We start from the raw sequence: 25,441 nt of genomic DNA, 5'->3' as shown, positions 1-25,441 counted from the left end.
TACGGAGTATGAGCATGACATCAGGTATAGGCGGTTCGACAGCCGCCAAAGAATTGGCAGGCATACAGGCTGACACCAGCAGCGTGCAGCCCATCAGTACGGCGGAACGCCGTGCGCGCGTGGAAAAAGCTGCCCGGCTGATGCAGGACAACGCGGTCGATGCGCTGATCCTGCCAGCAGGTAGCAGCCTGTATTATTTTACCGGCCTGCGCTGGTATCCCAGTGAACGCCTGACTGCCGCCATCCTGACGCCGGATGCCAGGCTGATCTATGTCTGTCCCGGCTTTGAAGAATCCAAACTGCGCGAAACCCTGGGTGCCGGTGCCGATATCCGTTTGTGGCAGGAAGAAGAAGATCCCTGTCTGCTGATTAAAACCTGCCTGCAAGACCTGCATTGCAAAAGCGATGTCGTCGCCCTGGATGAGGCAGCCCCCTTCTTTGTCTTCGATGGCTTGCGCAATGCACTGCCTTTGGCACGTATCATCAACGCCAGCACGATCACGGCAGAATGCCGCATGCACAAATCGGCGGCGGAGCTGGCCATCATGCAGGCGGTGAAGAACATCACGCTGGAAGTGCAAAAAAAGGCTGCCAGAATTTTGCATGAAGGCATTTCTTCTTTTGAAGTTGCACAGTTTATCGACCAGGCCCACCGGGCCTACGGTGGCAGTGCATCGACTTTTTGCATCGTCAGCTTTGGTGCCGCTACGGCCATGCCGCATGGCCCGGATGGCGAGCAATTCCTGCGCGAAGGCGACATGGTACTGATCGACACCGGCTGCAAACTGCATGCCTACAACTCCGACATTACCCGCAGCTATGTATTCGGCAAGCCCAGCCAGCGCCAGCGCGATATCTGGGAACTGGAAAAAACCGCGCAGGCAGCTGCATTTGATGCGGCACAGACCGGTGTACCCTGTGAACAGGTTGATGTAGCCGCCAGAAAGGTATTGGCCGCCGCCGGTTTTGGCCCCGATTACCAGTTACCCGGCCTGCCGCACCGCACTGGCCACGGCATCGGTCTGGATATCCATGAATGGACTTATCTGGTCAAAGGCAATCAGCGCCCACTGGCTGCCGGCATGTGTTTCAGCAATGAACCCATGATCTGCATAGAGGGAGAATTTGGCATCCGTCTGGAAGATCATTTCTACATGACGGAACAGGGCCCGCGCTGGTTCACAGGGCAAAGTCATGCCGTCGATGCGCCATTTGGCGATCATTGAAAACTGAGGGAAACTGGCAGACCGCTTGAGACAATACAAGGCAAGTCTTCAACTCAAACCGTCTGCCTGGAAGATTACTTCTTCTTGATGGCGTTCTTGGACTTCAGAAATACCGGGCCCCAGATAGGGTGACCGATTTCGCCAGGTGACAGATTAAAAGTCGGATCCAGCTTCAGTGCCCGATCAAACTGCTGGCGGCACAATTGCGCTCTGGAAGTCACGCAATAACTGAATGCCATGATCTTCAGCGCGTTCACCTGTAAATCCTTGTTATGCCCATTCCAGATATCCGGCGATCCCAGTCTTTTGATGGCACCGTTGTAATCACCGGCATCATACAAAGCCAGGCCATCCTTCATGGCCTGGACATCCGGTGCGACCGGTGGTGGTGCCGGTGTCGTATCTGCTGGCGGTGACGGCGGGGTGACTATCGTTTCTTTTTGCTTGGCCGCAGGCTTGGGCGCCGGTGCCTGCTGCGGTGCAGTCTCGCATCCCAGCAATGCCGTACATGCCAGCACCAGGCCAGTCATATACACCTGTTGAATTAATTTCTTCATCTTTATCCGGATTTATTTACTGTTGAACTCATGTTCGATGGCAGCAGAATTCGTCTTGCTGCCGTCGATCTCGGTAACCAGATCAGGAAAGCCAGGGTTCGTCACCCTGATCTTATGCTTGCCAGCAGTCAGACTCAATTGTTTCAACGGTGGGCTGGCGCCTTGCTGTATACCATCAACAAATACCGTCCCCCATGGTCTGATAGCCAGTTTGACTGTCAGTTTGCCGGCTGCTTTTTCTTGCATGCTGGCGGCCTTGGCTGCTGCCGCCTTATTGGCTTCCTTCAGGCGCAATTGCGCTACGTCAGTCAACTTGCCGTTCGGGAATTGCTGCAAAAATGCATTAATCGCCTCAGGCGTGGCACTGGCGTCATCTTTCAACTTGTCCCATGCCTGCTTTTCCTGTACTTCCCGGGCGGACAGGGGTGCCGGGCTGGCCGCTGCCACACTGGTTGCCGCTGGTGCAGCAACAGTCGGTAGTGCAGCGATTGCAACTGAAGCAGGCGTTGCAAGAGCTGTAGCTTCATCCTTTTTGGCTGTAGCCGGTGGCGTCGCGGTTTTGCTGGCGAGCGCAGGTACTGCCTGTGGGGGCGGGCCACTACGCAAGGTGATCGTCAGCACTGCAATCAGCAGCGCGACCACGACACCACCAGCCACCAACAGTTTGGTGTGGGATTTCACCTGGGTCATCACCCCGGCTTCGGTTACTTCATCCGTGACAGCTGATTTGGCAGCAGTCTTGGATTTTCCCAGTGTCACGACTTTTTCGGATGGCGTACCAGCGGGTGATGCTGGCATATCACCGCCATGTTCGGGCTTGCTTTTACGTGATTTGCGGGTGGAAGCAAAAGAGCTGATGCCCAGCAGAATGCGGAATTCATCAATCGATTGCGGCCTGTCTTGCGGTTGTATGGCAAGGGCCTGATCGACCCCTTTAAGGAATTTTGTGCTGAATCCAGAGCGCTCGCCATCCTGCAGCGGCACCAGCGAATCCTTGACTACTCGCGCTACTGACATCGGTGGCGGTGTTTTCATGATGGCGAAATACATCACGGCTGCCAGCGCATAAATATCGGTAAAAGCGCCCTGCGGCATATCGGTTTCATCCGAATACTGTTCTACCGGCGCATAGCCAGGCTTCAGTATCACGGTCATGCCATGGGTCATGTCACCAATGATCTGGCGGGCAGAACCAAAATCCAGCAAAACGGCCACGCCATTCTTTTGTACGATGATATTGTCTGGTGAAATGTCCCGGTGCAGAATTTTGGATTTGTACAGGGTATCAAGTGCTTCCAGTATCTGCTTGAAAATAAAACGTAGCCAGGCTTCCGTCACCAGTTGCGGGCGTTTATTGACAATGTCCTTCAAGGTATGGCCATCGTAATAACGCATGACCATGTAAGCAGTTTTGTTTTCTTCCCAGAAGCGGTAAACCTTGACCAGGGAGGGATGATCAAATTGCGCCAGCAAGCGCGCTTCATTGATAAAACTCTTCAAACCTGCATCAAAAGTGGATTTGTGACGTTCAGACCTGACCACCACACTGGTATCCGCCGCCCGTCCAGCCAGGGCACCGGGCATGTATTCCTTGATGGCAACCGTGCGTTGCAGGGAATGATCAAATGCCAGATACACGATTCCGAAGCCGCCCTCACCCAATACCCCGGTAATTTCAAAGTCATTCAGCCGCGTGCCGGCAACGAGGCAATTCTCGGTACCGGCATGCAATGCCACTGGTGCTTCGTTAGCGAGTATGTTTTCTGTGTTCAAGGCTTACTCGGAGAGGTAATGTTGATATGCGCTGCTATTGTTCAAAACACGGTCACACAATGATGACTCAGGTATCCGGGCGGACCACAGCAGGAACAGGTACACATGCTGCACCCTGATCCGGCCATCATTTTCCCACTGGATTGTCATGCAAGCAAATAGCAAAAGCCGAGAAATTATCCCTGTTAACAGCTTTTGACGTATTAATATTTTTTTCTGCAATGGCGTTCATTTTACTTAACCATTCATCACTCGTCTTTGATGCAGCCAGACAATATTCCATTTCATGCTCATAAACCCATTCCCAAAAACCGTCTGTGCATAGCAAAAAAGCATCTCCCTGCTGCAATTCCATGGCTTCGGCAGTCACTTCAGCGGCAAAACCTCCTTCCGAACCAATCGCAGCGAACAACACATTGCGTCTGGGATGACGACGTATCTGTGCATAATCGGCAAAGCCGGCATCCACCATCATCTGCGCCTGGCTATGGTCTTTGGAGACAGTCTTGATTCTGCCCTGGCGAAACTGGTAAATCCGGGTGTCGCCCAGATGCGCCCACAAAGCGCAGCGATTGCTCTGATCTATCAATATGGCGGCTATGGTGGTGCTCATCTGCCGCTGATTGACATGTTCCTGTTTGCCCTGCGCCACTTTCACGGTGGCCCAGTCCAGGTAAGAGCGCAAGGCACGGGCGCTAAACGAAGCTTCCTGGAGAAATTTTTCTATGATGGCATCGGTCGCCAGCTGGGCTGCCAGCTCACCGCCAACATGCCCACCTGTACCATCAGCCATAACAAAGCAGACGATGTCGTCTTGCAGGGCGCTGGCCAGCGCATCTTCATTCGTAGTCCTGTTACCTATCGCAGTGATCTGCGCTGTGTCCAGATGCATGGGCATGGTTGTAAAGTGTGTACTTACTTAGAAAGTCAGATGACTGGCTTCCGCTCTTTCAACTTCCTTCTCGTATGCCGTTAAAAATTCTTTGCCAAACAAAGCCTGAAACTCATCTTTCCTGCCCGCGTAGATGGTTTCAAACAAAGTATTGAACTGATCCCACAATGCCGCTTTGCGACGTGCAGGCATGGCTTGCTCCAGTAAACCTGGTGCGTTCAGATGCTGTTCCACGCTGGAAGGCTGCAAAGCCTCGAGGATTGCCTCCGTCACTGCATGGGTGCCAGCAGCCACTCCCATCTGATGCGCACGAATATCAAAAAACGCATCTTCCATGGCTTCGGCTGGTGCCATGAAGCCCGGCATCTTTTTACGCAGCATCTGGGTCAGCACGGTTTTACTGTCAGGGAAAAATTTTAAAGGATTATTTTCCCTTAAGACAACCATCGTTACTTCTGCTTTCACTTCTCGCTTGAGAAGTGCACGCTGAGACAGCTCGTCCATGGCCCCCTGAACCGAACTGGCCATCAGCTTACCCAGGGTGTCCATCAACTCGACCGTCAGGCCCGACGAGATACTCAGCTCAGCAAGGCCGGCGCCATTCAAAAATGCCTGCATCAACTCGGCATTGCTGGCTGGCGGCTTGTTATTTTCTGCCCGGGGAGCAGCCTGGGGCTTGGCTGGAGTCGCTGTCTGTACCGCTGGTGCAGGTGATTCACTGACTGTCACCGGTACACCGGGCTGGCCCGCAACTTCCGCTGCATCAGCAGGTCGCTGCAAAAACTGCGGCAGCGGCACATCAGGCAGCAGTTTCCCGGACGGTGTCCGGGCTGGCGACGAGATATTTGGCTTCAGCTCTTCCGTTTGCGCTCCGGGTGCCAGATTGTCAGCTACTGCCGGATTGACCTCTGTTTCTGCTACCTGAGCTACCTCAGCCACCTCAGCAATTGCGGACAAGGAAGAAACTACATCTTCTTCCTGAATCTCGGCAATTGTTTCTGCCTGCAACGCATACAGACCTATCTGTATCTCATCACCATCATGAATTTCATGGTCGAATTCTGCCTGGATTTCCTTGCCGTTGACCAGAATCGGGTTTGCCAGACTAAGGTTGTGAAGAAAGTGCTTGCCCCCGGTACTCCATACCTTGGCCTGGGTACGCGAAACAAAGTGCCTGGGATCAGGCAAACTCAGAAAATTTTCTTCATTGCGCCCTATTGTTTCTTGTTCGGTACCAAATACTGCAAAAATCGATGTGGCGGGTGCTTCATTGTTGTAGGAAACAACTGCTATTTTGATCATTAGTGGCACTCCAAAACCATTTTGTGACGCCTGAAAATAAGTATCCTGAGCAGGCAGTTTGAGATAATCTTACGATGACGCTTTTATATTTCACGTATATTAAAAAAACAGCTTTTTCATCATTTGGCCCCAAATAAATACCCTTGCAGGCAGGACAAATGATTTGCATTTAAAGCAACAATTCTGAAACAGATTGAAATCTTGCCACGTTTACAGCAGCTTACCCGATTATCTTTAAATCAGCGACTGGCGCCATCTCAATTTTCATTTTAGAAATTTAGAAAAATGCTTAGTAGCAACGCTGGCATGTTTAGTGCTATAAAGTGCGCTTAAATACGCCATTGAACATCTGTGCCTGGCGAATCCGGCGCGCTTTGAGTACATTTTGAGCGCGTTTTGAGCTCATTTTAAGTATACAAACCGATCTTCGAGGCTCAATTGCTCAAGTAAACTGAGCAATTCCAGCCAGGGAATGATGTTATCGTTTTTTATATGAGGCACTGCGAACAGGCTCGGTACAGAGACTCCAGACAGAAAACCCCACTATGCAATCAGCACCCCGTTTTCACAAAAGGCACGGTAATGAAAGATTCTGAAACAACTGTGCAGCCCCTGCCTGAAGCCACGGGCGCATTTCAATATCAGGAATTGATAGAATCCCGGCTTGGGCAACCCATCGCTGTCGAATTAAACGATGCCGAGAGCCAAAGGCTGGCCGCTTCACCAGGTGCAAAACTGGCTGCTGCCCGCAACGCACTGGGTCTGTCGGTGGAACAGGTGTCGGCGCAATTGAAGATGGCACCGCGCCAGATCAATGCTCTTGAGAAAGATGACTATGCACTGCTGCCAGAAGCAGCCATCATCCGGGGCTTTATACGTGCCTATGCAAAATTGCTGAAACTGGACTCTGCCGCCATCATCGATTTGTTTACCGATGATTTCAACAAGAAAAAACTCGCTGGCGACCTGGGTCGTGGCAAAAACCGCCACAGCATCGCCCAAACCAGCAATACCCACAGCAATGCCCCGTCCTACACACTGGCACTGCTGCTATGTCTTGCCGCCGCTGCGGCATTGGCTTATTTCAATTTGCTGCATTAATTTGCTGCATTCGCCAGCAAGCCTGCATTGCAACAAAAAAGCTGGTATGGATCACTCCATGCCAGCTTTTTATATCAGGACGCCATTCGCTGGATCATTGATGCATAAATCATGAATTAATCATGAATTAATCAAAGCACCAGGGTCCTTCATAAGCTCAAATCAACGCAGGCCCATGAAATCTTTCTTGCCGATTTCAATGCCGTTATGACGCAAGATGGCGTAAGCAGTAGTGACATGGAAGAAAAATTGTGGCAAGCCATAGTTCAGCAGATAGGCCTGGCCAGAAAATGTCTGTTCTTTCGGAGTACCAGGGCGCAGGACAATATTGCGGCCTTCGCTGCCTTCAAACTGAGCAGCATCCAGAGTAGCAATAAACGCCTTGGTCTTGGCGATACGTGCCTGCAAGTCAGCAAAACTTGTTTCAGTATCTTCATAGGCTGGCAATTCTGCCTGTGCCAGACGGCCAGTTACGCCCTTGGCAAAATCGGCAGCGATCTGCACCTGGCGTACCAGGGCTAACATGTCAGGGAACAAACGCGCCTGCAGATAGTTTTCTGCGGGAATATTCTTGGCTGTTGCGTGATCTTCCGCCTTTTTCAGCACATCACTCAGACTGTCCAGCATCTGGTTAATGACAGGAACAGAGGCGGCATACATAGAAATAGACATGAGAGATCTCCAATAAGTGAGCAAAATGGAGCTAGATTATAGGTCGTCTGGATTTTTTGCGTATTTTTTGCGTATGACAGACAGGCCATAAAGCCTATTTTACCGTCCGTCGCCAAGGCTGCATCCGACCATCAGCGCGCAACCGCCATCACGATATCGAAGCAGGTTTGGCCTTTTTGGTTGCTGCTCAGCTTATGGCTGAAGCCATGCCGGTTCAGCACTTCACGCACAAACATCAGGCCTATCCCCTGCCCGCCTTTCTTGGTGGTGAAGAAGGGGGTGAATAATTGCCCATGCGGTACATCCGCCAGCAAACCAGCAGAATCGATGATGGACAATTGCACGGTTTGGGCGACCGCATCATGACTCAGGGCAATATGCACATAGGTCTGTTCTGGCTGACCAGCAAGGACAGACCCTGCACGGATGGCAGCTTCTACTGCCTCGATCGCATTTTTGACGATGTTCAGCAAGGCTTGTTCCATTAAATGCGCATCCAGCATCAGCGCAGGTAATTGATTACGCTGTATCCAGGTAAAACTGATACCCAGTTCACTACATTGCTGGCGATACAGATACATAACACCATCCAGCATGGCAGCCAGGTCATGCGGCTTCAATTCTGGTTCAGGCATTTTGACGACACGGGTAAAACGTTCTATGAATTCACCCAGATTGCCATTGCGTTTTTTTACTGCGGTAATCGCCGTACAAAAATCTGCGCTGTCTTCACTCGCCAGTTGGCTGGTATAAAACAACAGGGATTCCAAAACCGAGCCAGTGGCGGCAACGGTGTTATTCACCTCATGGGCCAGCACGCGTATCAGTTTTTCATAAGTGGCTTTTTCTGAACTGGCCAGCTCTGCAGTAATTTCATCGACCAACAAAAAATCACGCCGGAAGCCACGGTCTATGAATTGATTTTTCTGGCAACGATATCGGCGACCTTCGATATCGCTATAGACCGTTGTTTCGCCAACGGCCAGACTGTCCAGCGTGACCGCCCATGCTATCCCTTGCGGTGTCTGACTGTTGTTCAAAAGTTGTTGCAGACTATGGCCTTCCACATCAGACAGTCCCAACAGGCGCTGGGCACTGGCATTCATCAAACTGATATGCTGGTCAAAATCAAATACCACGACAGCGGTAGGCGTGGCTTCCAGCAGCCTGTCCAGGAAACCTCGCTGTTCGCCCAGTTTCAGGCGTTCCAGATACAGGGCTTCCAGCATGTGGTTGAACAATTGCACCAGCTGGTTAACTTCGGTATTGCTGCCACTGCGCAGGCGCGCTGCGTAATTTTCATCCTGCAGCAATTCATGAAACTGATGGGCAAATTCCAAAGGCTGCAATGCGGTCTTCACAAGGTAGATACCCAGCGTCAGGCTAAGTAGCAAGCCAGCCTCAATGCAGACCAGCAGCAATGGTTCCGCCAGATAAGAATGAAAGGCAAGCGCCAGAAACACCGTATGCACAACTAACAGGTAAGCCAGCAGGCGTCTTCGCAAACTCATCAGCCTGCCCCGCCATCATCATCGGTTTCGCTGGTGGCGATCTGATGTTTTTCCAGCCGCCGGTATAAAGAAAAGCGGCTCAGGCCCAGGGCTTTGGCGACATGCGTGATATTTCCCTGATGCTGCTCCATGGCCTTTTCTATCATTATCTTTTCAACCTGTTCCAGGGTCATGCCATCAATGCGAAAACCCTGTTCCTGCGCTTCTTCATGTTGCTCTGCAAAGACAAAATCGCTTTGTTCCAGCAAGGGTTTGTCCACCAGCAGCAAAGTACGTTCCAGACATTGTTTAAGCTGCCGTATATTGCCTGGCCAGGCACGCGCCGCCAGCCAGCTCAGTGCAGAGGGCGCCAGGCTGACCACCTGCATGCCATAGCTGCGCACCAGCCGGGCCAGCAGGCGATGTGCCAGCAGCGGGATATCGGTACGACGTTCGCGCAAGGGTGGCAGGCGTATCGTGATCAGGTTCAGGCGGTAATAAAGGTCTTCACGAAAATCGCCACTCGCCACCAGTTCCGCCAGTTCCCGGTTGGTGGCGGAAATGATGCGTACATCTGCCTGCTCGGTCTTGCTGGCGCCAACCGCCTGATAGCTTTGATTTTGCAGCACTCGCAGCAGCTTCACCTGGTCATTACGGTTCATTTCACCTATTTCATCGAGAAACAGACTGCCATGGTGCGCCATGGCGATATGTCCCTTGCGATCACTTTTGGCATCGGTAAATGCGCCCCTGACATGGCCAAACATTTCACTTTCAAACAGGGAAGTCGTAACAGCGCCCATATTCACCTTGACGATGGGCTTGCTTGCACGCGGGCTGTTACGGTGTATCGCATCGGCAATCAATTCTTTGCCGGTACCGCTCTCACCCAATATCAGCACCGAGGCACCGGTCCTGGCGACACGCCCTATGGTCGCCAGCACTTTCAGCAATTCCGGGTGTTCACCAATAATGTCGGCAAAATCGAACTGGCTATCCAGCGTCTGACGGTTTGTCTTGCCGACTGCTGTCACCGGCACCAGATCGAGCGTAGTGCGTATCAATTCCAGTAATTGGGTATTGTCCCAGGGCTTGGTAAAAAAATCGGCGGCCCCCTGTTTGACGCCACGTACGGCCAGCGCAATCGAACCCCAGGCCGTCATCAGCAACACCGGCAAAGCCGGATACAGTTGTTTGATGTCAGCCAGCAGGGACAGACCTTCTTCACCGCTGGTCTGCAAAGAAAAATTCATGTCTTGCAGCACCAGTGCAATATCCTGTGTCGCCAGAATCTGCATGGCCTGTTGTGGTTCGTCACAACTGATGCTGGCATAACCAGCCTGCTTCAACAGCAGGGCCAGCGACACCAGTACCGAACTGTCGTCATCAATAATCAGGATACGGGATAAAGGTGTCACTTCTGGCATGCTGTTTTCTGTAACGGCTAATTTTGATCGGTTGAGAGTCTGCCTATCTTAAACGTCCTTAGACGCTTCAGGACATGTTGTCGCCTGTTGTCGTCAAGTGAGAGGCTAAACTTATTCATAATGCAGTGCTTCCGTAGGGCTTAAGCGGCTGGCACGCCAGGCAGGATATAGCGAGCAAAGCAGGGAAATAACATAAATGACCGCCATGGAAATCAGGCAGGCCACAATAAACACCGGCCAGTTGGCAGCTTCGCCCAATACCCCCGTAAGCGGCAACTGTATCAGGAATATCAGGCCCACCAGCATGGCGATCGAACTAAGAAGCAATTGTTCGCTCATGATTTGCCGATAAATATCGCCACTACTAGCCCCCACCGCGCGACGCAAGCCAATTTCAGGTATGCGCTGCGTGGTATTTTGCCAAAGCACGCCGAACAGGCCAAATGCCACCATGATCAGCAAAAAGGCAGCCATCACCGCCAGTATCATCAAGGGAATGGTGTCTTCAGTCAGTTTCGCTCTGCGCATATCTGCCAGCGGTGCAATTCTATAACTCCAGTCATTGCGTATCAATTTCAGTTGCTGGTTCAGTTTTGCTTCAAAAGCACGCGACGTACCGGGCTTGACTTTTAATAATGCAAACTCCATCCTGTCTTTGGAAGAATTAATGGAATGGCGCATGATGGCAAAGCTGGTCGGCGCCATGAATTCACCTTTATTGCGAAAGGCTTCAAATACACCGGTAACACGCAATAACTGTGCACCCTGGGAGCTGGGTTCACCATCATAAATGGTTTGACCCAGGGCGCTCTTCCCAGGAAACATCTCCATTGCCAGTTTCTTATTGATGACAACGGCTCTTTCAGCCTTGCCTTCATCTTCGGCTGAAAACCAGCGTCCTTCCAACAACTTCATATTCAATACGCCAGGGCCGTCATCCGTCATTTCCATGACATTGATCTTGAACCGCAATTTGGTTTCAGGCATATATACCGCCGAACTCCAGGTGGAATTGCTATACGGTGAATAATTGAAGTAGGCCAGTCTCTCGATCTCGGGCAAGGCCGCCAGGCTGCGCTGGAAATTCTCTGCAGTTGCCGTATCATTTTTTTTGCCAGCTTCACCCACACTCATCATGCGAACGGACCATACATTGTCAGACGCAAAACCTAAAGGTAAATGATACAGCTGGGTATAGCGCACACTCATCAATACCAGGCCGAAGACCACAAAGAAAGCCAGCAAAATCTCCAGGCTTAACAACAGGTTTTTGAACTTGCGTTTCCAGATCGGTTTCAAAAGATGGGAAAACATCATGGTGCTCCTTTCAGGGCAAGCACAGGGTCAAGACGCGACATTTTCCATGCCGGTATCACGCCGGATAACACACCAAATACCAGTGACAAAACAAAGCCGTAGAAAAGCACCATGAAACTCAAATCCACCTTCATATAAGGAACAATGCCGGAACTGCTGAGCCAGACCAGCGTCAGCTTGGTAAGGATGATGCCCAGTACCCCGCCAAACAGGCACAGCAACATATTTTCCATGACGAATTGCGCCACCAGTTCACCATTGCTTGCCCCAAAGGCCTTGCGCACGCCAATTTCCGCAGCCCTTTCCATGATGCGGCCCGAATTCAGGTTAACCAGGTTCAGGGCCGGCAACAGCATGAACAACAGCATCGCCAGCAAAATGCCGCTGACCAGTTGAACCGCACCTGAATCAGGTACTTCGTCATGATTCAATATGGTCCGTGCAAAGAAATCCAGCTTGCCATCTGCCCATAAATAAGTATGTTCCCAATGTGCTGGGTCATCGGCATTGATCTGTTTCACGACCTGCTGCAATTCATCCTGGATCAAAGGAAGATCCGCCGCACTCTTACCCATCAGCAAGACACTGAAATCACCGCGATATTGGTCGCGGTATTCCGATGTCGGAAAAGTCGTTACCGGCACCCAGATCTCTGCCAGTGAATTCAAATGCAATTCATCCTCGACGACACCGATGATCTCAAACTGCTGTCCACCGACATTGATTTTCTGGCCTGTGGCTGCATCCTTCTCAAACAATTTCCTCGCAGTCGATGCGTTGACCAGGGCTACAAAACGCCCCTGCTTCACATCATCGTCATTCAGTACCCGCCCCGACAGCACTTTGAAATCCAGTATCTGCCAGTATTCGGCATCGGTACGGCGCAGCATGAATTCATTCGCCCGGTCTTGCTGGTACACGGATACCGATTGCGTCTGGGTCACTGCGGCGACTTTTTCTACGGTCTTCATTTTTCGCATGTACTGGTCTATCACCTTATAGCCCAGCCGGCCTTTAATCGAGGTATCCTTGGTAACCTGTGTCATGGTGTTAATTTGCAGGAAGCGCTCGCTCTTGCCCTCTACACCGACAGGGTAAAAAGCCGTTTGCAACATCGCCGTCACGACCAGCAACACCACCATGGTCAATACAATACACAGCAGGTTGATGGCGGTGAACAGCTTGCGCCGCATATACACCTTGCAGGCAATCTGAAAATAATTCTTTAACATGGCGTCTGCTCCTAAGCCACCAGTTGGCCATCAAATACCCTGATGATGCGACCGCCCTGTCTGGCCTGACGTTCATCATGCGTCACCATGACCACGGTCGTACCTTCATCGCTGAGCTTGAGCAGGATATCCATGACTTCGGCACCCATCTGGCTATCCAGGTTGCCGGTAGGCTCATCCGCCAGCAAGACACTGGGACGGCCCACCATGGCGCGGGCAATCGCCACCCTTTGCTGCTGTCCACCCGACAACTGATTGGGATAATGATCCATGCGGGCACTCAAGCCGACTCTTGCCAGGGCTTCCCCGGCCAGACGACGGCGCTCTTTGGCACTGCATGAGCGGTACAGCAAGGGCAATTCCACATTGTCGATCACACGCAGGTCATTGATCAGATGAAAACTCTGAAAAATAAAACCGAAGGTACGATTGCGCAGGCTAGCCAGTTCTTTATCGCGCCAGACTTTCATTTCATGGCCTTCGATGGCGATTTTTCCTGAGCCTGGCCGGTCCAGCAGGCCGATCAGGTTCAGCAGCGTACTCTTACCGCAGCCACTGGGGCCCATGATGGAAACAAATTCGCCTTTTTTGACATGCAGATTAATATTCCGCAAGGCCAGGGTTTCCACTTTATCGGTCTGATAAGTCTTGCTGATATTGTCCAATTTGATCATTACATCGTCCTCTGATTGATGATTCTGTTTGCGTTTTCATCGCCAATACGCGAATGCCTACTGAGTGACCCTGAAACTTTCCAGATGCCGGAACTGGCTGACATCGGAAATCACCAGTTGGTCACCTGCTTTGGCACCCTGCACTACTTCCACCACCTTGCTGTCGCCCAGGCCAATTTCTACACTCTTGCGCACGGCCCTGCCTGCTTCCAGCATGTACACATCCTGCCGTCCCTTGCCATTGATGGCCGGGCCACTGTCAACAATCAGGCTGCGGGCTTTTTGTTCGGTGATGATATTGGCCTCTACCCTTAGCCGGTGCCTGAGTGCCGGATGATTCGGCTGTGCCAGCGTGACGATCAGCTTCACGGTGCCATTCTGTATTTCTGGCAAGATGGTCTGCACCTCGCCATTCAGTATCTGGCCACTGTATTCAACCCGGACCTTCTGCCCGGCGTTCAGATAGCGTGCATAAAAGTCGGATACCGTGGCTTCCACCTTGAAATTGCTGAGTTCAGATACCTTGGCGATCAGTTGCCCGGTGTTCAGGCTTGCCCCTTCTTCCGCCAGCAGCCAGGTCAGCAAGCCATCGAAGGGGGCTTTGACCTGGGTTTGTTCCAGTAATCTTTGCTGCAATTCCATCTGTTTCTGGAAGATGGATTTTTGCAGGCGTGCTGCTTCAATATTGCTGCTGGTGGTACGCCGCGTATCTGTCAGGGTTTCTTTATGCTGGCGCAATTGCACTTCATTGCGTTTGACGGCCAGTTCTGCTGCCTGCAAATCAACTGCCGAGGTAATGCCTACCGGCCCCAGTTTCTGGTAACGCGCCAGTTTGACCTGGTTACTTTGTAAATCCAGTTCCATCAGTTCGATTTCACTGGCAATTTTTTTCAGGCCTGCATCCATTTCCATGGCCAGCACCTGTTCGCGAATTTGCTGCTGCGAAATCTGTTCACGCAAATTATCAATCGCCAGACGTATGGTGTGATCATCCAGCACCATCAACAATTCACCGGCACGTACTTGCTGCCCGGCCTTGGCGATAACCTTGCTGATGCGCGACTGGTTCGGGCTGGACAATTGCTCTTCATGTACCGGTATGACGACGCCGGATGCATTGATGGTATTGTCAACCGCGCCGACGCGCACTTGTGCTACCCGAATTTCACCCAGGCTGACACCGGGGCTGACGACACGGTTCAACATCCAGGCTGCAAGCATCACAACAATGAGCCCGGCAAGAATCAGCAAGATCATCTTGCGCCGACGCTGTAGTAGTGTGCCCTGACTGATAGCCTGATCCATATCGAAACCTGATGGGTTAAATTGCCAGATCAGGTTTGCAAGCTCTGTGCCCGTCGCGAACACAATGAATAAGTCATTTAAAATCAATGACCTGGACTTATTTCAGGCAAAGCAGGATGTCAAAAAGAGAGGGGAATTTGTTCGCTGCCGAACGCTGGTGTGCGAATTTGCACAGTTAGCGCAATTGGCAGGATGGCCGAATTAGCCAAAATCGCATAGCAGCTATGTCAGGAGAAGAGACAAAACGGTAATGCCGTCGCCCAATAAAAAATCCCCTCCCGGGCTGGAAGGGGAAAACACGACATTCAGTGCTTTATTCGTTAGCTCTGCCTTCTTTTAGAAACGATAACCGACACCAACGCCAACCAGCCAGGGATCAATCTTGACCGCGCTGACCTTGGCGCCACTGATGGTGACGTCACTGCGTATCTGTACTTTTTTCACGTCCAGATTCAGGGACCAGTTTTTATCCAGTTTGAAATCGACGCCGGCCTGTATTGCCAGACCAAAACTGCTGTTTTCCAGACCGCCTGCGCCTTTGAGCAGGTTCACGTCAGAAATACGGGTGTAGTTCACACCAGCGCCAACATAGGGACTGACTTTTGCGTCAGGTGCGAAATGGTATTGTGCAGTCAGCGTAGGTGGCAAATGTTTAAATGTACCGATAACGGCGCCATCCAGCATCACGTCATGCTTTTGCGGGTAAGTCAGTATCAGTTCAGCAGACCAGTTTGGTGTGAAGAAATACGTGATATCGACTTCGGGGATTTCTTTGCTGCTGACAGTAATACGATCAGCGGCACCAGCGCCACCGACAGGGTCAGAACTATTTGCAGGGCTGATGTTAACGACACGGGCACGCACTTGCCATGGGCTCTGTTCTTGAGCCATTGCCTGGGTTGCCGTAAAGCCGATTGCTGCCAGGGTGAGTGCGATTACTAGCTTCTTCATTTTCATTTCCTTTATCAACAGTGATGAATAAAGTGTAAATCCACACTATTAGCAGGGTCTTGAGATACATCAACTTTGGTGCAGGGCACAAAATCTGATTGCCGCAGCACCGGCCTTGCAAGCACTGACACATAAATCTGGCAAAATATGACGACACCCGCCTGCATGAGGTATCCTTGCAGGCATTCTTATTCCCTATGAAAAATCAAGAAAAATGGCCAATTACGTCTACACCATGAATCGCGTCGGCAAAATCGTCCCGCCGAAGCGTCAAATTCTGAAAGATATTTCCCTGTCCTTCTTCCCGGGTGCCAAAATTGGCGTGCTGGGTCTGAACGGGTCAGGCAAGTCTTCCCTGCTGAAAATCATGGCAGGCATAGACAAGGACATACAGGGCGAAGCCGTACCCATGCCCAACCTGAACATTGGCTATCTGCCGCAAGAACCACAGCTTGATCCGGAACAAACCGTACGCCAGGCAGTTGAATCTGCCCTGGGCGAGGTGTTTGAAGCCAAGGCCAAGCTAGAAGAAGTGTATGCCGCCTATGCCGAAGAAAACGCCGACTTTGATGCGCTGGCCAACGAGCAGGCACGTCTGGAAGCGATTATCTCCACATCCTCCGGCGACAACGTAGAACTGCAATTGGAAATGGCTGCCGATGCGCTGCGCCTGCCACCATGGGATGCCAAGATAGGCGTTTTGTCCGGCGGTGAAAAACGCCGTGTCGCCCTGTGCCAATTGTTGCTGTCCAAGCCTGACATGCTCTTGCTCGACGAACCAACCAACCATCTGGATGCTGAATCGGTCGACTGGCTGGAACAGTTTTTGTTGCGTTTCCCTGGCACCGTGGTGGCGATTACCCATGATCGCTACTTCCTTGACAATGCTGCTGAATGGATACTGGAGCTGGACCGTGGCCACGGCATCCCATGGAAAGGTAATTACTCTTCCTGGCTGGATCAGAAACAAGCCCGTCTGAAGCAAGAAGAAGCGACCGAATCCGCACGCCAGAAAGCCCTGCAAAAAGAACTGGAATGGTCACGCCAGAACCCGAAAGCGCGTCAGGCCAAGAGCAAGGCACGTCTGGCCCGCTTCAATGAAATGAGCGAGCATGAATACCAGAAGCGCAATGAAACCCAGGAGATTTTCATCCCTGTGGCCGAGCGTCTGGGCAATGAAGTCATCGAATTCAAGAACGCCAGCAAAGCCTTTGGCGACCGTCTGCTGATCGACAACCTGAGCTTCAAGATTCCTCCTGGCGCGATTGTCGGCATCATCGGCCCTAACGGTGCCGGTAAATCGACTTTGTTCAAAATGATCAAGGGTCTGGAAACACCGGACAGCGGCGAAGTCGTGCTGGGCCAGACTGCCAAGATTTCGCTGGTGGACCAGTCACGTGAAGACCTCGGCAATACCAAGACCGTGTTTGAAGACGTGGCCAATGGCGCCGACATTTTGACAGTAGGTCGTTTTGAAATGCCTTCTCGCGCTTATCTGGGCCGCTTCAACTTCAAAGGCGGAGACCAGCAAAAGATCGTTGGCAACCTGTCTGGTGGTGAACGTGGCCGCCTGCATCTGGCCAAAACCCTGCTGCAAGGCGGCAATGTCTTGCTGCTGGATGAACCATCAAACGATCTGGACGTGGAAACCCTGCGTGCGCTGGAAGATGCCTTGCTCGAATTTGCCGGCAGCGTCATGGTGATTTCACATGATCGCTGGTTCCTTGACCGTATCGCCACCCACATTCTGGCGTTTGAAGGCAATTCGCAAGTCAGCTTCTTTGATGGTAACTATCAGGAATATGAAGCCGACAAGAAAAAACGTCTGGGTGAAGAAGGTGCCAAGCCAAAACGTATCCGTTACAAACCCCTGGCTGTGTAAATGAGGGCGTAAGCAGGAAGAAACTGGGCTGAATGTCTCAAATCGGGCCTGTTTTTTGCATAAGCCGGTTTCAAGAATACTTGAAACCGGCTTTTTCACATCTGGCCGTCATAATGGACAACACAGCTTGGGCAGTTCTGCGTAAGTCCTGGCTGAGTAAGTTTCTTTAACAGTGTGTTCCGGCAAGATGCGCTAAGCTAACGCTCATCGGCTGTTAGCAAATTATCAGGCCAGGCAATTTTATCTAATAAAAGATTACACCTAATGGGAAAAAAATCCGCAATCATCTTCGCCCTCTGTCTTGCACTTGGCATGATGGCAGGGTCGGCCTCTGCCAATTCGGGCGGCAAGGAAGCCAGTGCATCCAGCGGCGCGCCTACAGCCAAACTGGAGGCATTCGTTGTCAATCTATCGACAACAGAACGTTATCTGCAACTCAGCCTGGCGCTGCAAATTGCCAATGCCGAAGTCAATGACAAAATCAAAATGCTCATGCCCAAGGTCAGGCACACCCTGATCCTGCTACTAAGCAGCAAAGACAGCGAACAATTGCAAAGCCTGGAGGGCAAGCATCAGTTGATGGAAGAAATCAAGGACGGCGTCAACAAAACCCTGGACCTGAAAGAGCATGACGGCGTGACCGACGTGTTCTTTGAAAACTTCGTGATCCAATAAGCTCAATAGGCCCAATAAGCCTGCTACCGTATGTGGTGTCACTCAGCTCAGAGTCACTCAGGGCCAGGCAGTTGTCATGTGTGTCAAATGACCCTGCCGGTCTTCTGGTGACATGCTGCAGCTTTGCCCATGTATCCAGGTAGCTGGATACTGGCAGCAAGGGCGTATAGACCCTGCATATTCAATCCCGGGGTTCATTTGTATCGACAGAATCCGGACAGCCTGCAAGCTGTGCAATGAGCAAGCCTGGATGGAATGAATTTTCATGGCAATTTGCTTACAGCGTAATCCCGCGAAACCCATCCCTTCCCTACGCCATTCCCGGAAAGAAAGGGAACCTCATCAGCCGTGCCGCAACGCCTCACAAGCATTTTATGTATACCCAGCTTCAATAAGCCGCCAAAATAGCGACTTTGCCCCACCAGACCATCCATGTATCAGCTTGCTGCTCCCGCTTTTGCCGAAATCGAAATCAAGAAAAGCCGTTTTCTGGGACAGCTCTATCCGCTCAACAGCCGTGCCGAAGCACGCCAGCAACTGGTCAGCATACGCGCACAGCATCCAGATGCCGTACACGTCTGCTGGGCATTGGTCTGCACCGGCGATTCTGGCCTCGATGACGATGGCGAACCTTCAGGCACTGCCGCCAAACCCATGTACAACGTACTGGTGCACAAGGATGTCACCAACGTCCTGGCCGTGGTCGTGCGCTACTGGGGCGGTACCAAACTGGGGGCTGGCGGCCTGACCCGCGCTTATGGCCAGGCCATATCAGACGCCTTCAAAAATGCAGAACTGATAGAAGTCGAATATGTAGTTGAGTGGGATATCATCTGTGCCTATGCCGATGAATCGCATGTACGCCGCCTGAGCGATAAATTTGCCGCCACCGTACAGCAATTGGTTTATACCGAATCCGCCACTATCACGATCAGCATCAAACAAAAATGGGCAGATCAGTTTGAAACAGAACTTGTGAGCATGCTAAAAGGGCAAGTCAATATCATCAAACCTGATTGAAACTGACCTGCACAGCCCACGTAGCAATTGTTCTACGCTTTTAAGCATGTTGCATTAGTAAAATACATATTATTATTGTATGCAAACTATTCAATTCACAATTGATGCCCGATTACATGTAAATACCTGGCTGTTGACATGTCATTTACATATAAAATATCTTTGCTTGTCACCATGAGTACACAGTTTTGTAATAAAGTTCTCTACAGTATTGCCGTTACAACTTGTTACGACTAGCAACTATCTTGCGTAGTTGGATAGCTGCTTAGAACAATATGCGGCAAAAAATAATAACCATGCAAGAAACCAATGCAAAATACCAATCAGGACAGCACAACCTTAAGGCATTACGAATTTAAACAACGCCTTGGTGAAGGCGGCTTTGGCCAAGTCCACGAAGCCTGGGATACCAAGCTGTGCCGCCCTGTTGCCATCAAACAGCTGAAAGCATTGGAAGGCATGGCCCAACCCGCCAGCCTGATCAAAGAAGCACGCCTTGCCGCCTCCCTGAAACACCCTGCATTTGTCAAAGTATTTGCAATTGAAGAAGAAGACAACAGCCAGTCCATCGTCATGGAACTGGTACCCGGCCACACCCTGAAACAATTGCTGCAACAAGAAAAAGTCAGTGAACAGCAAGCCATCAACATCATCAACCAGGTGGCCGAAGCGATGCAGGAAGCACATGCATCCGGTCTCATCCACGGCGACCTGAAACCATCCAACCTGATGGTGGAACCAGACGGCAGAGTACGCATCCTTGACTTTGGCCTGGCATCGCAGGCCGACGTACAGGCCACCACATCATTAAGCCAGGTAGACCCCCAGGGCACCATCGCCTACATGGCACCAGAACGCATGATGGGCGCCGCCGCCAATGCCCAGAGCGACATCTACGCCCTGGGCGTGATCCTGTACGAAATCATCAGCGGCACCCGCCCCTTCGCCAACGCCAGCGGCCTGGCCCTGGCCGCAGCACTGATGCAGTCCAATTCCGACACCTGGGAATTCCCCGCCAATACCAATCCCGCACTGATCAAGCTGGTGCTGGCGATGACAGCGAAACAGGTTGAAAAGCGCTTGGGAAGCATGCAGGAGGTAAGTGAAAAACTGCGGCCTTTGCTTAGTGTGATGGCAGTTAAGACGGCAGTAGTAAATAGCCAGCCTGCTGCCTCAGGCAAAGGCTGGCAAAAGCTCAGCAAACCCAAGCTTGCAGTCTTGTTATTGACTGCCATCTTAGCGCTAGGTTACGGAGCATGGCAGGCTGCGCCTTATCTTGAAATTAACAAGATTTCGTTGAAGCCATACTCTGAATCATTGACGATGAGACAAGGATTGGAGGCTCTAAAGCAGTTTGATAGGCCAGGCAGTCTTGATGTAGCGGAATTAAATTTTAGAACTATATTGAAGCACAATCCTGAAAACGCCGGTGCTGTCGCTTGCTTGTCGATCATTTATACCTATCGCTATGACAGTGACAAACAAGATGACGTCTTGTTACAAAAAGCGGATGCAAGTGCGCAACAAGCTCTGAAGCTCAACAATAAATTAGCAATGAGTCACATTGCTTTAGCAAGAGTATTAGTACAGTCTGGGAAAAATGATTCCGCATTAGCAAGCTACGAAAAAGCGCTAACTTTTGACCCAGATAATATTTTCGCATTTTATGGAAAAATCAAAGTATTAATATTTATGAAGCATTATCAAGATGCCACCAAATATGCATTACTAGGGTTAGAAAAATTTCCTCATGAGAGACTGTTCGCCGAAGAAATGGGAGTTGCATATTTTGAGCAAGGAAATTTCCCAGAAGCAGAACACTACTTTAGATTGAGTATAAAAATCCAACCTGACTCTGTAATCGCGTATGCAAATTTGAACAATGCTTTAGTCAAACAAAATCGCAATGATGAAGGAATGCAAATTCTCCAACAAGGACTATTAATTCGGCCAAGTGCTCTACTGTATTCAAGTTTGGGGGCAGCACTTTTCAAGAAACGTGACTACATTGGAGCCGCGGAAGCATTTGAGCTTGCAGTTGCTCCCAACAAAGGTAATCCTGCCAAATATTTGGGATGGGCCAATCTAGGCGACAGTTTACGCTGGATTCCAGGACGAGAAGTTGAGGCACAAAAAGCTTACGAAAAAGCACTTGAATTACTTGCCCCCCGCTTGCAAGCACTACCAAATGATGTGGCGCTTGTTTCACGTTTTGGCTTGTATTCTGCCAGAGTTGGCGACAAGGTTAAAGCGAACGAGTACATACAACGTGCGCTAAAACTAGGGCCTAAAGATGCCAATGTCCATTTTCGAGTTGGTTTAGCATATGAGTTGTTGAATCAAAGAGATGAAGCACTTAAAGAGATAGGTAAGGCCATTGAATTCGGTTATTCAATGAAAGCACTGGAATCTGAACCTGACTTACTGAATTTAAGACGCGATTATCGCTATACAAAAATAACTAATGATCAATCAAAATAGGCTGGAACAGTTTTTGCAGATGAATTTTCAATACAAAGGATTCTTTAATCAGTAGTGTAAGATTATTGAAGCGGCAAGCATGGAAACACATGCTTTTTGTTTAGTTTAACTAATTGAAAGTTTAAATATGAGTGATCCAGTCCCACCAGTAAATTACACCTTCACGACCTACTTTAATCAGGGGAACCCACAAAGCCGGGCTACTATTTCAGCGACAGGTAAATTCTCTCCCCCGCTCCCTATAAATACCACTACAACTCACCGCTACCTCTGCGTTGGCGATACTATAACTTTCGCTTTTTCGGGTACGCCTACCAATCCCCAAGATACCGTAACAGTTACTGCCAGCGCTTTTATCGCAATTTGTAAAGGTGAGCAGCCCAACGGTCAACCTAACGTAGTTGGTACATCAGTAACAGCATGCCCAGTTGACGGCGTAACTATGACCATGACTGATGACAGTATTGGTTTTTGGGGGTTTACGATCTCATTTTCAGCTGATTTCAAAGACTCTTCTGGCAACATAGTAAGTTCAGAATTTTTCTATCTGCCAGACCCAGAAGTTGATGTTGAGATTGGTGGAGGTTGATTTTTTTTGCGCAAGCATCCGATATGCAGTACATATCTTTGTGCGTTGAAAAGTGTTGAAACCGTTCACTGCATTCCTTAATATTCATATATAAGGAATTTCTCATTCAAGGAAATAAGATGAAAGATTTGATTGCATCAAACATAACGGTATCATTAAATAATGACTCCGAAGCGCATAATGAACAAGATATGCACACCTTGACGAACGAAGAAATTCTCGCTGTTGCTGGAGGCCCAGAAGTGGATATTGAAACGGGCAATGGCGGCTAAGTATTAGCGGGGTGTCAGCAAAAATTCAGTTTTTTACGATATTTATTTCAAGGAGAACTATATGCAAAACCAAGCCATATCAAAAATGATTTCATTATCAGCCACCTTAAATAATGACTCCGATATGCAAAGCCAGCAAGCTATGCGTGTTTTGACAAACGAAGAAATTCTTGCCGTTGCAGGTGGACCAGAAGTAGATGTTGAATCAGGTAACGGTGGTTGAAATTTATATGAAGAAAGAGACGTCATTTCCTAAATGAGTATCTTTTTCTTGTAATTCATAAACTTCGGAACACGATGCAAAAAAACATAGCCAAATCAAATTTGGCTATGTTTTACTTTCAAATTCGTTGAATGTCTTCTTTCATTTACTTTGCTCACCCGAACGGTTCTATAGAAGCTCATCTGTTAACCGCCCTGTCTTAATCACCACCACCCTATCCGCCATCGCTATCGTCTCCGGCCTGTGAGCGACGATAATGCGGGTCAAGCCCAGGTCAGTCACGGTCGCGTTCACACTGCGTTCGTTTGCCACATCCAGTTGACTGGTAGCTTCATCCAATACCAGTATGCGTGGCTGGCGGTAAAGGGCGCGGGCCAGTAATATCCTTTGTTTTTGCCCGCCACTGATGCCTATACCACTGTCGCCGGTGATGGTGTAATAACCCATGGGCATGGCGGTAATTTCATCATGCACTGCTGCCAATTGGGCGCAGTGGTGTATACGATCCCAATCTGGCAGCGGGTCAAAAAAGCAGATGTTGTCGGCAATAGAACCCGAAAACATACGGTCTTCCTGCATGACGGTGCCTATCATGTCGCGGTAATTGCTTAAACCCAGGCGCTTGATGGGTACACCATCCAGCAAGACCTCGCCTTGCGTGGGAGTGAGCAAACCCAGCATAACCTTTACCAGAGTAGTCTTGCCACACCCCGATACGCCAGTAATGGCAATGCATTCACCCGCCGCTATGCTGAGATTGATATTTTCAATCACATTCGGTTCGGTAGGTGAATAGCGAAAAGACACATCGCGCATTTGTATGCTGGGCTTGACCTTGCTTAAATCCAGTTCATGATCATGGTCTTGCGTGGTCAGTTCGGTTTCTGCCATGACGATATCAGCTACTCTTTCACCATGCAGGCTCAACATCATGAATTCGATGACTTTGTCTATCAAGGCTGCCAGGCGGGTAGAAAACTGGTCACGGTAAGCAATAAAAGCCAGCAACATACCTACCGTAAAAGTATTGTCCATCACGGCACGGGCAGCTAACCACACAATGATTACCCTTTCCAGACCGAACAACAGGGTTTGAGCCGTTTCGTAACTGACACGAATACGCTGTATGCGTAAATCTGCATTAAATTGTTCTGCCAGAATATTCAACCAGCCTGCACGTCGCTGTTCGCCTTTGCCAAACAGACGCACGCTTTGTATACCACCAGCGGTTTCCAGAAAATGCGTAGTCTGCTTGGCAGCGTGAATAATCTGCTCCGCCGTTGCTGTTCGCAAAGCGTTATAGACACTCCAGCGCATCAGGGCATACAGCAACACGGCAGCCGTAGCCACCAAGGCCAAGCTGCGGCTGTAAAACAGCATCATGCTAAAAGTGCCTATGACCATGACACCATCCACCAGCGCCTGTACAAAGCCTGTCGTCAGTGTTTTTTGTATGGTGGTGATAGAACCGAAACGGGAAAGAATATTACCGATATGTCTTTTTTCAAAAAACTCCAACGGTAGCTTAACCAGATGGGCAAAGACATTGCCCATCCACTGGAAATTGAGCCGGGTACTGAGCGCCACTACAAACCAACTGCGCACGGCACTAATTGCAGACTGTATCAACACCAGCAAACCAAAACCCAGTGCCAGGGTGCTTAATAAATCGCGATCTATGGACACCAGTGCATGATCAACCACCCACTGTAAATAAAAGGGCAAGGCTATCGAGACAAATTCCAGCGCAATTGCCAGTAAAAATATCTGGCTTAAGCCGCGCTTTAAACCAGTAATACGCCCCATCAGGCTGCGCAGCGTAAATTGCAGTTTGTTGGTGGCCGGTGCAAAGTCGCTGGCCGGACTTAGTTCCAGCGCCACGCCAGTAAAATGTTTGGAAAATTCATCCAAACTAAAGCGGCGCAAGCCTATGGCGGGGTCGTGGATCACCACTTCTTTTGCCGACACGGATTTCAACACCACAAAATGGTCCATGTCCCAATGCAGGATGCAAGGTAATTGCAATTGCGACAGATGGTTCAATTCCAGTTTTAAGGGACGGCTTTCCAGCTTCAGGCCACGGGCTATCCTGATCAGGCTTTGCAGGGTTGCGCCTTTACGGGAAATTGAGAATCGCAAGCGCAGTGTCGCCAGGTCGGTCAGATAACCATGGTAATTCGCTACCATGGCCACACTGCACAAACCGCACTCTGTGGCTTCTGTCTGTAAAAATACGGGGAGTTGGCGACGTAGTCCTAGTCTATCCATTCAACACTTTCTTCCATGGTCTGTCGCAAATTGATGCAAGACAGTCTGAAGGCTACGTTCGTTTGAAGAACGTAAGCAAATGCTGTAAGGCATCCACGACACTTTTGTGTAA

At 50.2% G+C, this 25,441-nt stretch carries 22 protein-coding genes; 9 read left to right on the top strand and 13 right to left on the bottom strand.

The window, feature by feature from the left end; all coding sequences use genetic code 11:
* The first annotated feature begins 14 nt into the window (after positions 1 to 14).
* Entirely contained in the window at positions 15 to 1,226 is a 1,212-nt protein-coding gene (locus tag H8L32_RS05290; RefSeq protein ID WP_186946113.1) for a M24 family metallopeptidase, read from the top strand.
* Positions 1,227 to 1,300: 74 nt separating this feature from the next.
* On the opposite strand, the gene H8L32_RS05285 is transcribed toward H8L32_RS05290, so the two are convergent.
* From H8L32_RS05285 to tagH, 4 genes are all read right to left on the bottom strand, one after another.
* Entirely contained in the window at positions 1,301 to 1,783 is a 483-nt protein-coding gene (locus tag H8L32_RS05285) for a TssQ family T6SS-associated lipoprotein (protein ID WP_186946112.1), read from the bottom strand.
* Between the two features lie 12 nt (positions 1,784 to 1,795).
* Positions 1,796 to 3,556 carry a serine/threonine protein kinase gene (locus H8L32_RS05280; RefSeq protein ID WP_186946111.1) on the bottom strand — a complete coding sequence of 587 codons (1,761 nt, stop codon included), beginning with the start codon at positions 3,554 to 3,556 and terminating at the stop codon, positions 1,796 to 1,798.
* Between the two features lie 127 nt (positions 3,557 to 3,683).
* On the bottom strand, positions 3,684 to 4,448 hold the full coding sequence (locus tag H8L32_RS05275) for a PP2C family protein-serine/threonine phosphatase (RefSeq protein ID WP_186946110.1): 765 nt from the start codon (positions 4,446 to 4,448) through the stop codon (positions 3,684 to 3,686).
* 27 nt (positions 4,449 to 4,475) lie between these two features.
* Entirely contained in the window at positions 4,476 to 5,750 is a 1,275-nt protein-coding gene (gene tagH / locus H8L32_RS05270) for a type VI secretion system-associated FHA domain protein TagH (RefSeq protein ID WP_186946109.1), read from the bottom strand.
* A 582-nt stretch (positions 5,751 to 6,332) separates the two neighbouring features.
* Between tagH and H8L32_RS05265 the strand changes: the two genes are divergently transcribed.
* On the top strand, positions 6,333 to 6,851 hold the full coding sequence (locus tag H8L32_RS05265) for a helix-turn-helix domain-containing protein (protein ID WP_186946108.1): 519 nt from the start codon (positions 6,333 to 6,335) through the stop codon (positions 6,849 to 6,851).
* Positions 6,852 to 7,013: 162 nt separating this feature from the next.
* Here H8L32_RS05265 and H8L32_RS05260 read toward each other — a convergent pair whose 3' ends face one another.
* The 8 genes from H8L32_RS05260 to H8L32_RS05225 form a co-directional block, all read right to left on the bottom strand.
* Positions 7,014 to 7,523 (bottom strand): DUF1993 domain-containing protein, encoded by a 510-nt coding sequence (locus H8L32_RS05260; protein ID WP_186946107.1) that lies wholly within the window; start codon positions 7,521 to 7,523, stop codon positions 7,014 to 7,016.
* A gap of 131 nt (positions 7,524 to 7,654) precedes the next feature.
* A complete protein-coding gene (locus H8L32_RS05255) occupies positions 7,655 to 9,034 on the bottom strand; it encodes a sensor histidine kinase (protein WP_186946106.1) in 1,380 nt (459 codons plus the stop codon).
* Positions 9,034 to 10,440 (bottom strand): sigma-54-dependent transcriptional regulator, encoded by a 1,407-nt coding sequence (locus H8L32_RS05250; protein ID WP_186946105.1) that lies wholly within the window; start codon positions 10,438 to 10,440, stop codon positions 9,034 to 9,036. Before H8L32_RS05250 ends, H8L32_RS05255 begins: the two co-directional genes overlap by 1 nt.
* A gap of 111 nt (positions 10,441 to 10,551) precedes the next feature.
* Positions 10,552 to 11,754, bottom strand: coding sequence for an ABC transporter permease (locus H8L32_RS05245; protein ID WP_186946104.1), 1,203 nt, complete (start codon positions 11,752 to 11,754; stop codon positions 10,552 to 10,554).
* Positions 11,754 to 12,989 (bottom strand): ABC transporter permease, encoded by a 1,236-nt coding sequence (locus H8L32_RS05240; protein WP_186946103.1) that lies wholly within the window; start codon positions 12,987 to 12,989, stop codon positions 11,754 to 11,756. Before H8L32_RS05240 ends, H8L32_RS05245 begins: the two co-directional genes overlap by 1 nt.
* A gap of 11 nt (positions 12,990 to 13,000) precedes the next feature.
* Positions 13,001 to 13,663: an ABC transporter ATP-binding protein gene (locus H8L32_RS05235; protein ID WP_186946102.1), complete on the bottom strand. Its 663-nt coding sequence runs from the start codon at positions 13,661 to 13,663 to the stop codon at positions 13,001 to 13,003.
* Between the two features lie 57 nt (positions 13,664 to 13,720).
* Positions 13,721 to 14,968, bottom strand: coding sequence for an efflux RND transporter periplasmic adaptor subunit (locus H8L32_RS05230; protein ID WP_186946101.1), 1,248 nt, complete (start codon positions 14,966 to 14,968; stop codon positions 13,721 to 13,723).
* Positions 14,969 to 15,304: 336 nt separating this feature from the next.
* Positions 15,305 to 15,919 carry an OmpW/AlkL family protein gene (locus H8L32_RS05225; protein ID WP_186946100.1) on the bottom strand — a complete coding sequence of 205 codons (615 nt, stop codon included), beginning with the start codon at positions 15,917 to 15,919 and terminating at the stop codon, positions 15,305 to 15,307.
* 214 nt (positions 15,920 to 16,133) lie between these two features.
* On the opposite strand from H8L32_RS05225, the gene ettA reads away from it, so the two are divergent.
* From ettA to H8L32_RS05190, 7 genes are all read left to right on the top strand, one after another.
* A complete protein-coding gene (gene ettA / locus H8L32_RS05220; protein ID WP_186946099.1) occupies positions 16,134 to 17,801 on the top strand; it encodes an energy-dependent translational throttle protein EttA in 1,668 nt (555 codons plus the stop codon).
* A gap of 264 nt (positions 17,802 to 18,065) precedes the next feature.
* Positions 18,066 to 18,476: a flagellar basal body-associated FliL family protein gene (locus tag H8L32_RS05215; protein WP_186946098.1), complete on the top strand. Its 411-nt coding sequence runs from the start codon at positions 18,066 to 18,068 to the stop codon at positions 18,474 to 18,476.
* Positions 18,477 to 18,908: 432 nt separating this feature from the next.
* Positions 18,909 to 19,496, top strand: a complete 588-nt coding sequence (locus H8L32_RS05210) for an IMPACT family protein (protein ID WP_186946097.1) — start codon at positions 18,909 to 18,911, stop codon at positions 19,494 to 19,496.
* 309 nt (positions 19,497 to 19,805) lie between these two features.
* Positions 19,806 to 21,977 carry a serine/threonine-protein kinase gene (locus tag H8L32_RS05205; RefSeq protein ID WP_186946096.1) on the top strand — a complete coding sequence of 724 codons (2,172 nt, stop codon included), beginning with the start codon at positions 19,806 to 19,808 and terminating at the stop codon, positions 21,975 to 21,977.
* A 127-nt stretch (positions 21,978 to 22,104) separates the two neighbouring features.
* Positions 22,105 to 22,566: a hypothetical protein gene (locus H8L32_RS05200; RefSeq protein ID WP_186946095.1), complete on the top strand. Its 462-nt coding sequence runs from the start codon at positions 22,105 to 22,107 to the stop codon at positions 22,564 to 22,566.
* Between the two features lie 119 nt (positions 22,567 to 22,685).
* Complete coding sequence (locus H8L32_RS05195) at positions 22,686 to 22,838, top strand: hypothetical protein (protein ID WP_186946094.1); 153 nt, start codon at positions 22,686 to 22,688, stop codon at positions 22,836 to 22,838.
* Between the two features lie 61 nt (positions 22,839 to 22,899).
* A complete protein-coding gene (locus H8L32_RS05190; protein WP_186946093.1) occupies positions 22,900 to 23,061 on the top strand; it encodes a hypothetical protein in 162 nt (53 codons plus the stop codon).
* A gap of 168 nt (positions 23,062 to 23,229) precedes the next feature.
* On the opposite strand, the gene H8L32_RS05185 is transcribed toward H8L32_RS05190, so the two are convergent.
* Positions 23,230 to 25,329, bottom strand: a complete 2,100-nt coding sequence (locus H8L32_RS05185) for a peptidase domain-containing ABC transporter (protein WP_186946092.1) — start codon at positions 25,327 to 25,329, stop codon at positions 23,230 to 23,232.
* Between the last annotated feature and the right edge of the window lie 112 nt (positions 25,330 to 25,441).

The organism is Undibacterium hunanense, assembly GCF_014284335.1.
Taxonomy (GTDB): Bacteria; Pseudomonadota; Gammaproteobacteria; order Burkholderiales; family Burkholderiaceae_D; genus Undibacterium; species Undibacterium hunanense.
This window is presented reverse-complemented; position numbering and strand designations above follow the sequence as displayed.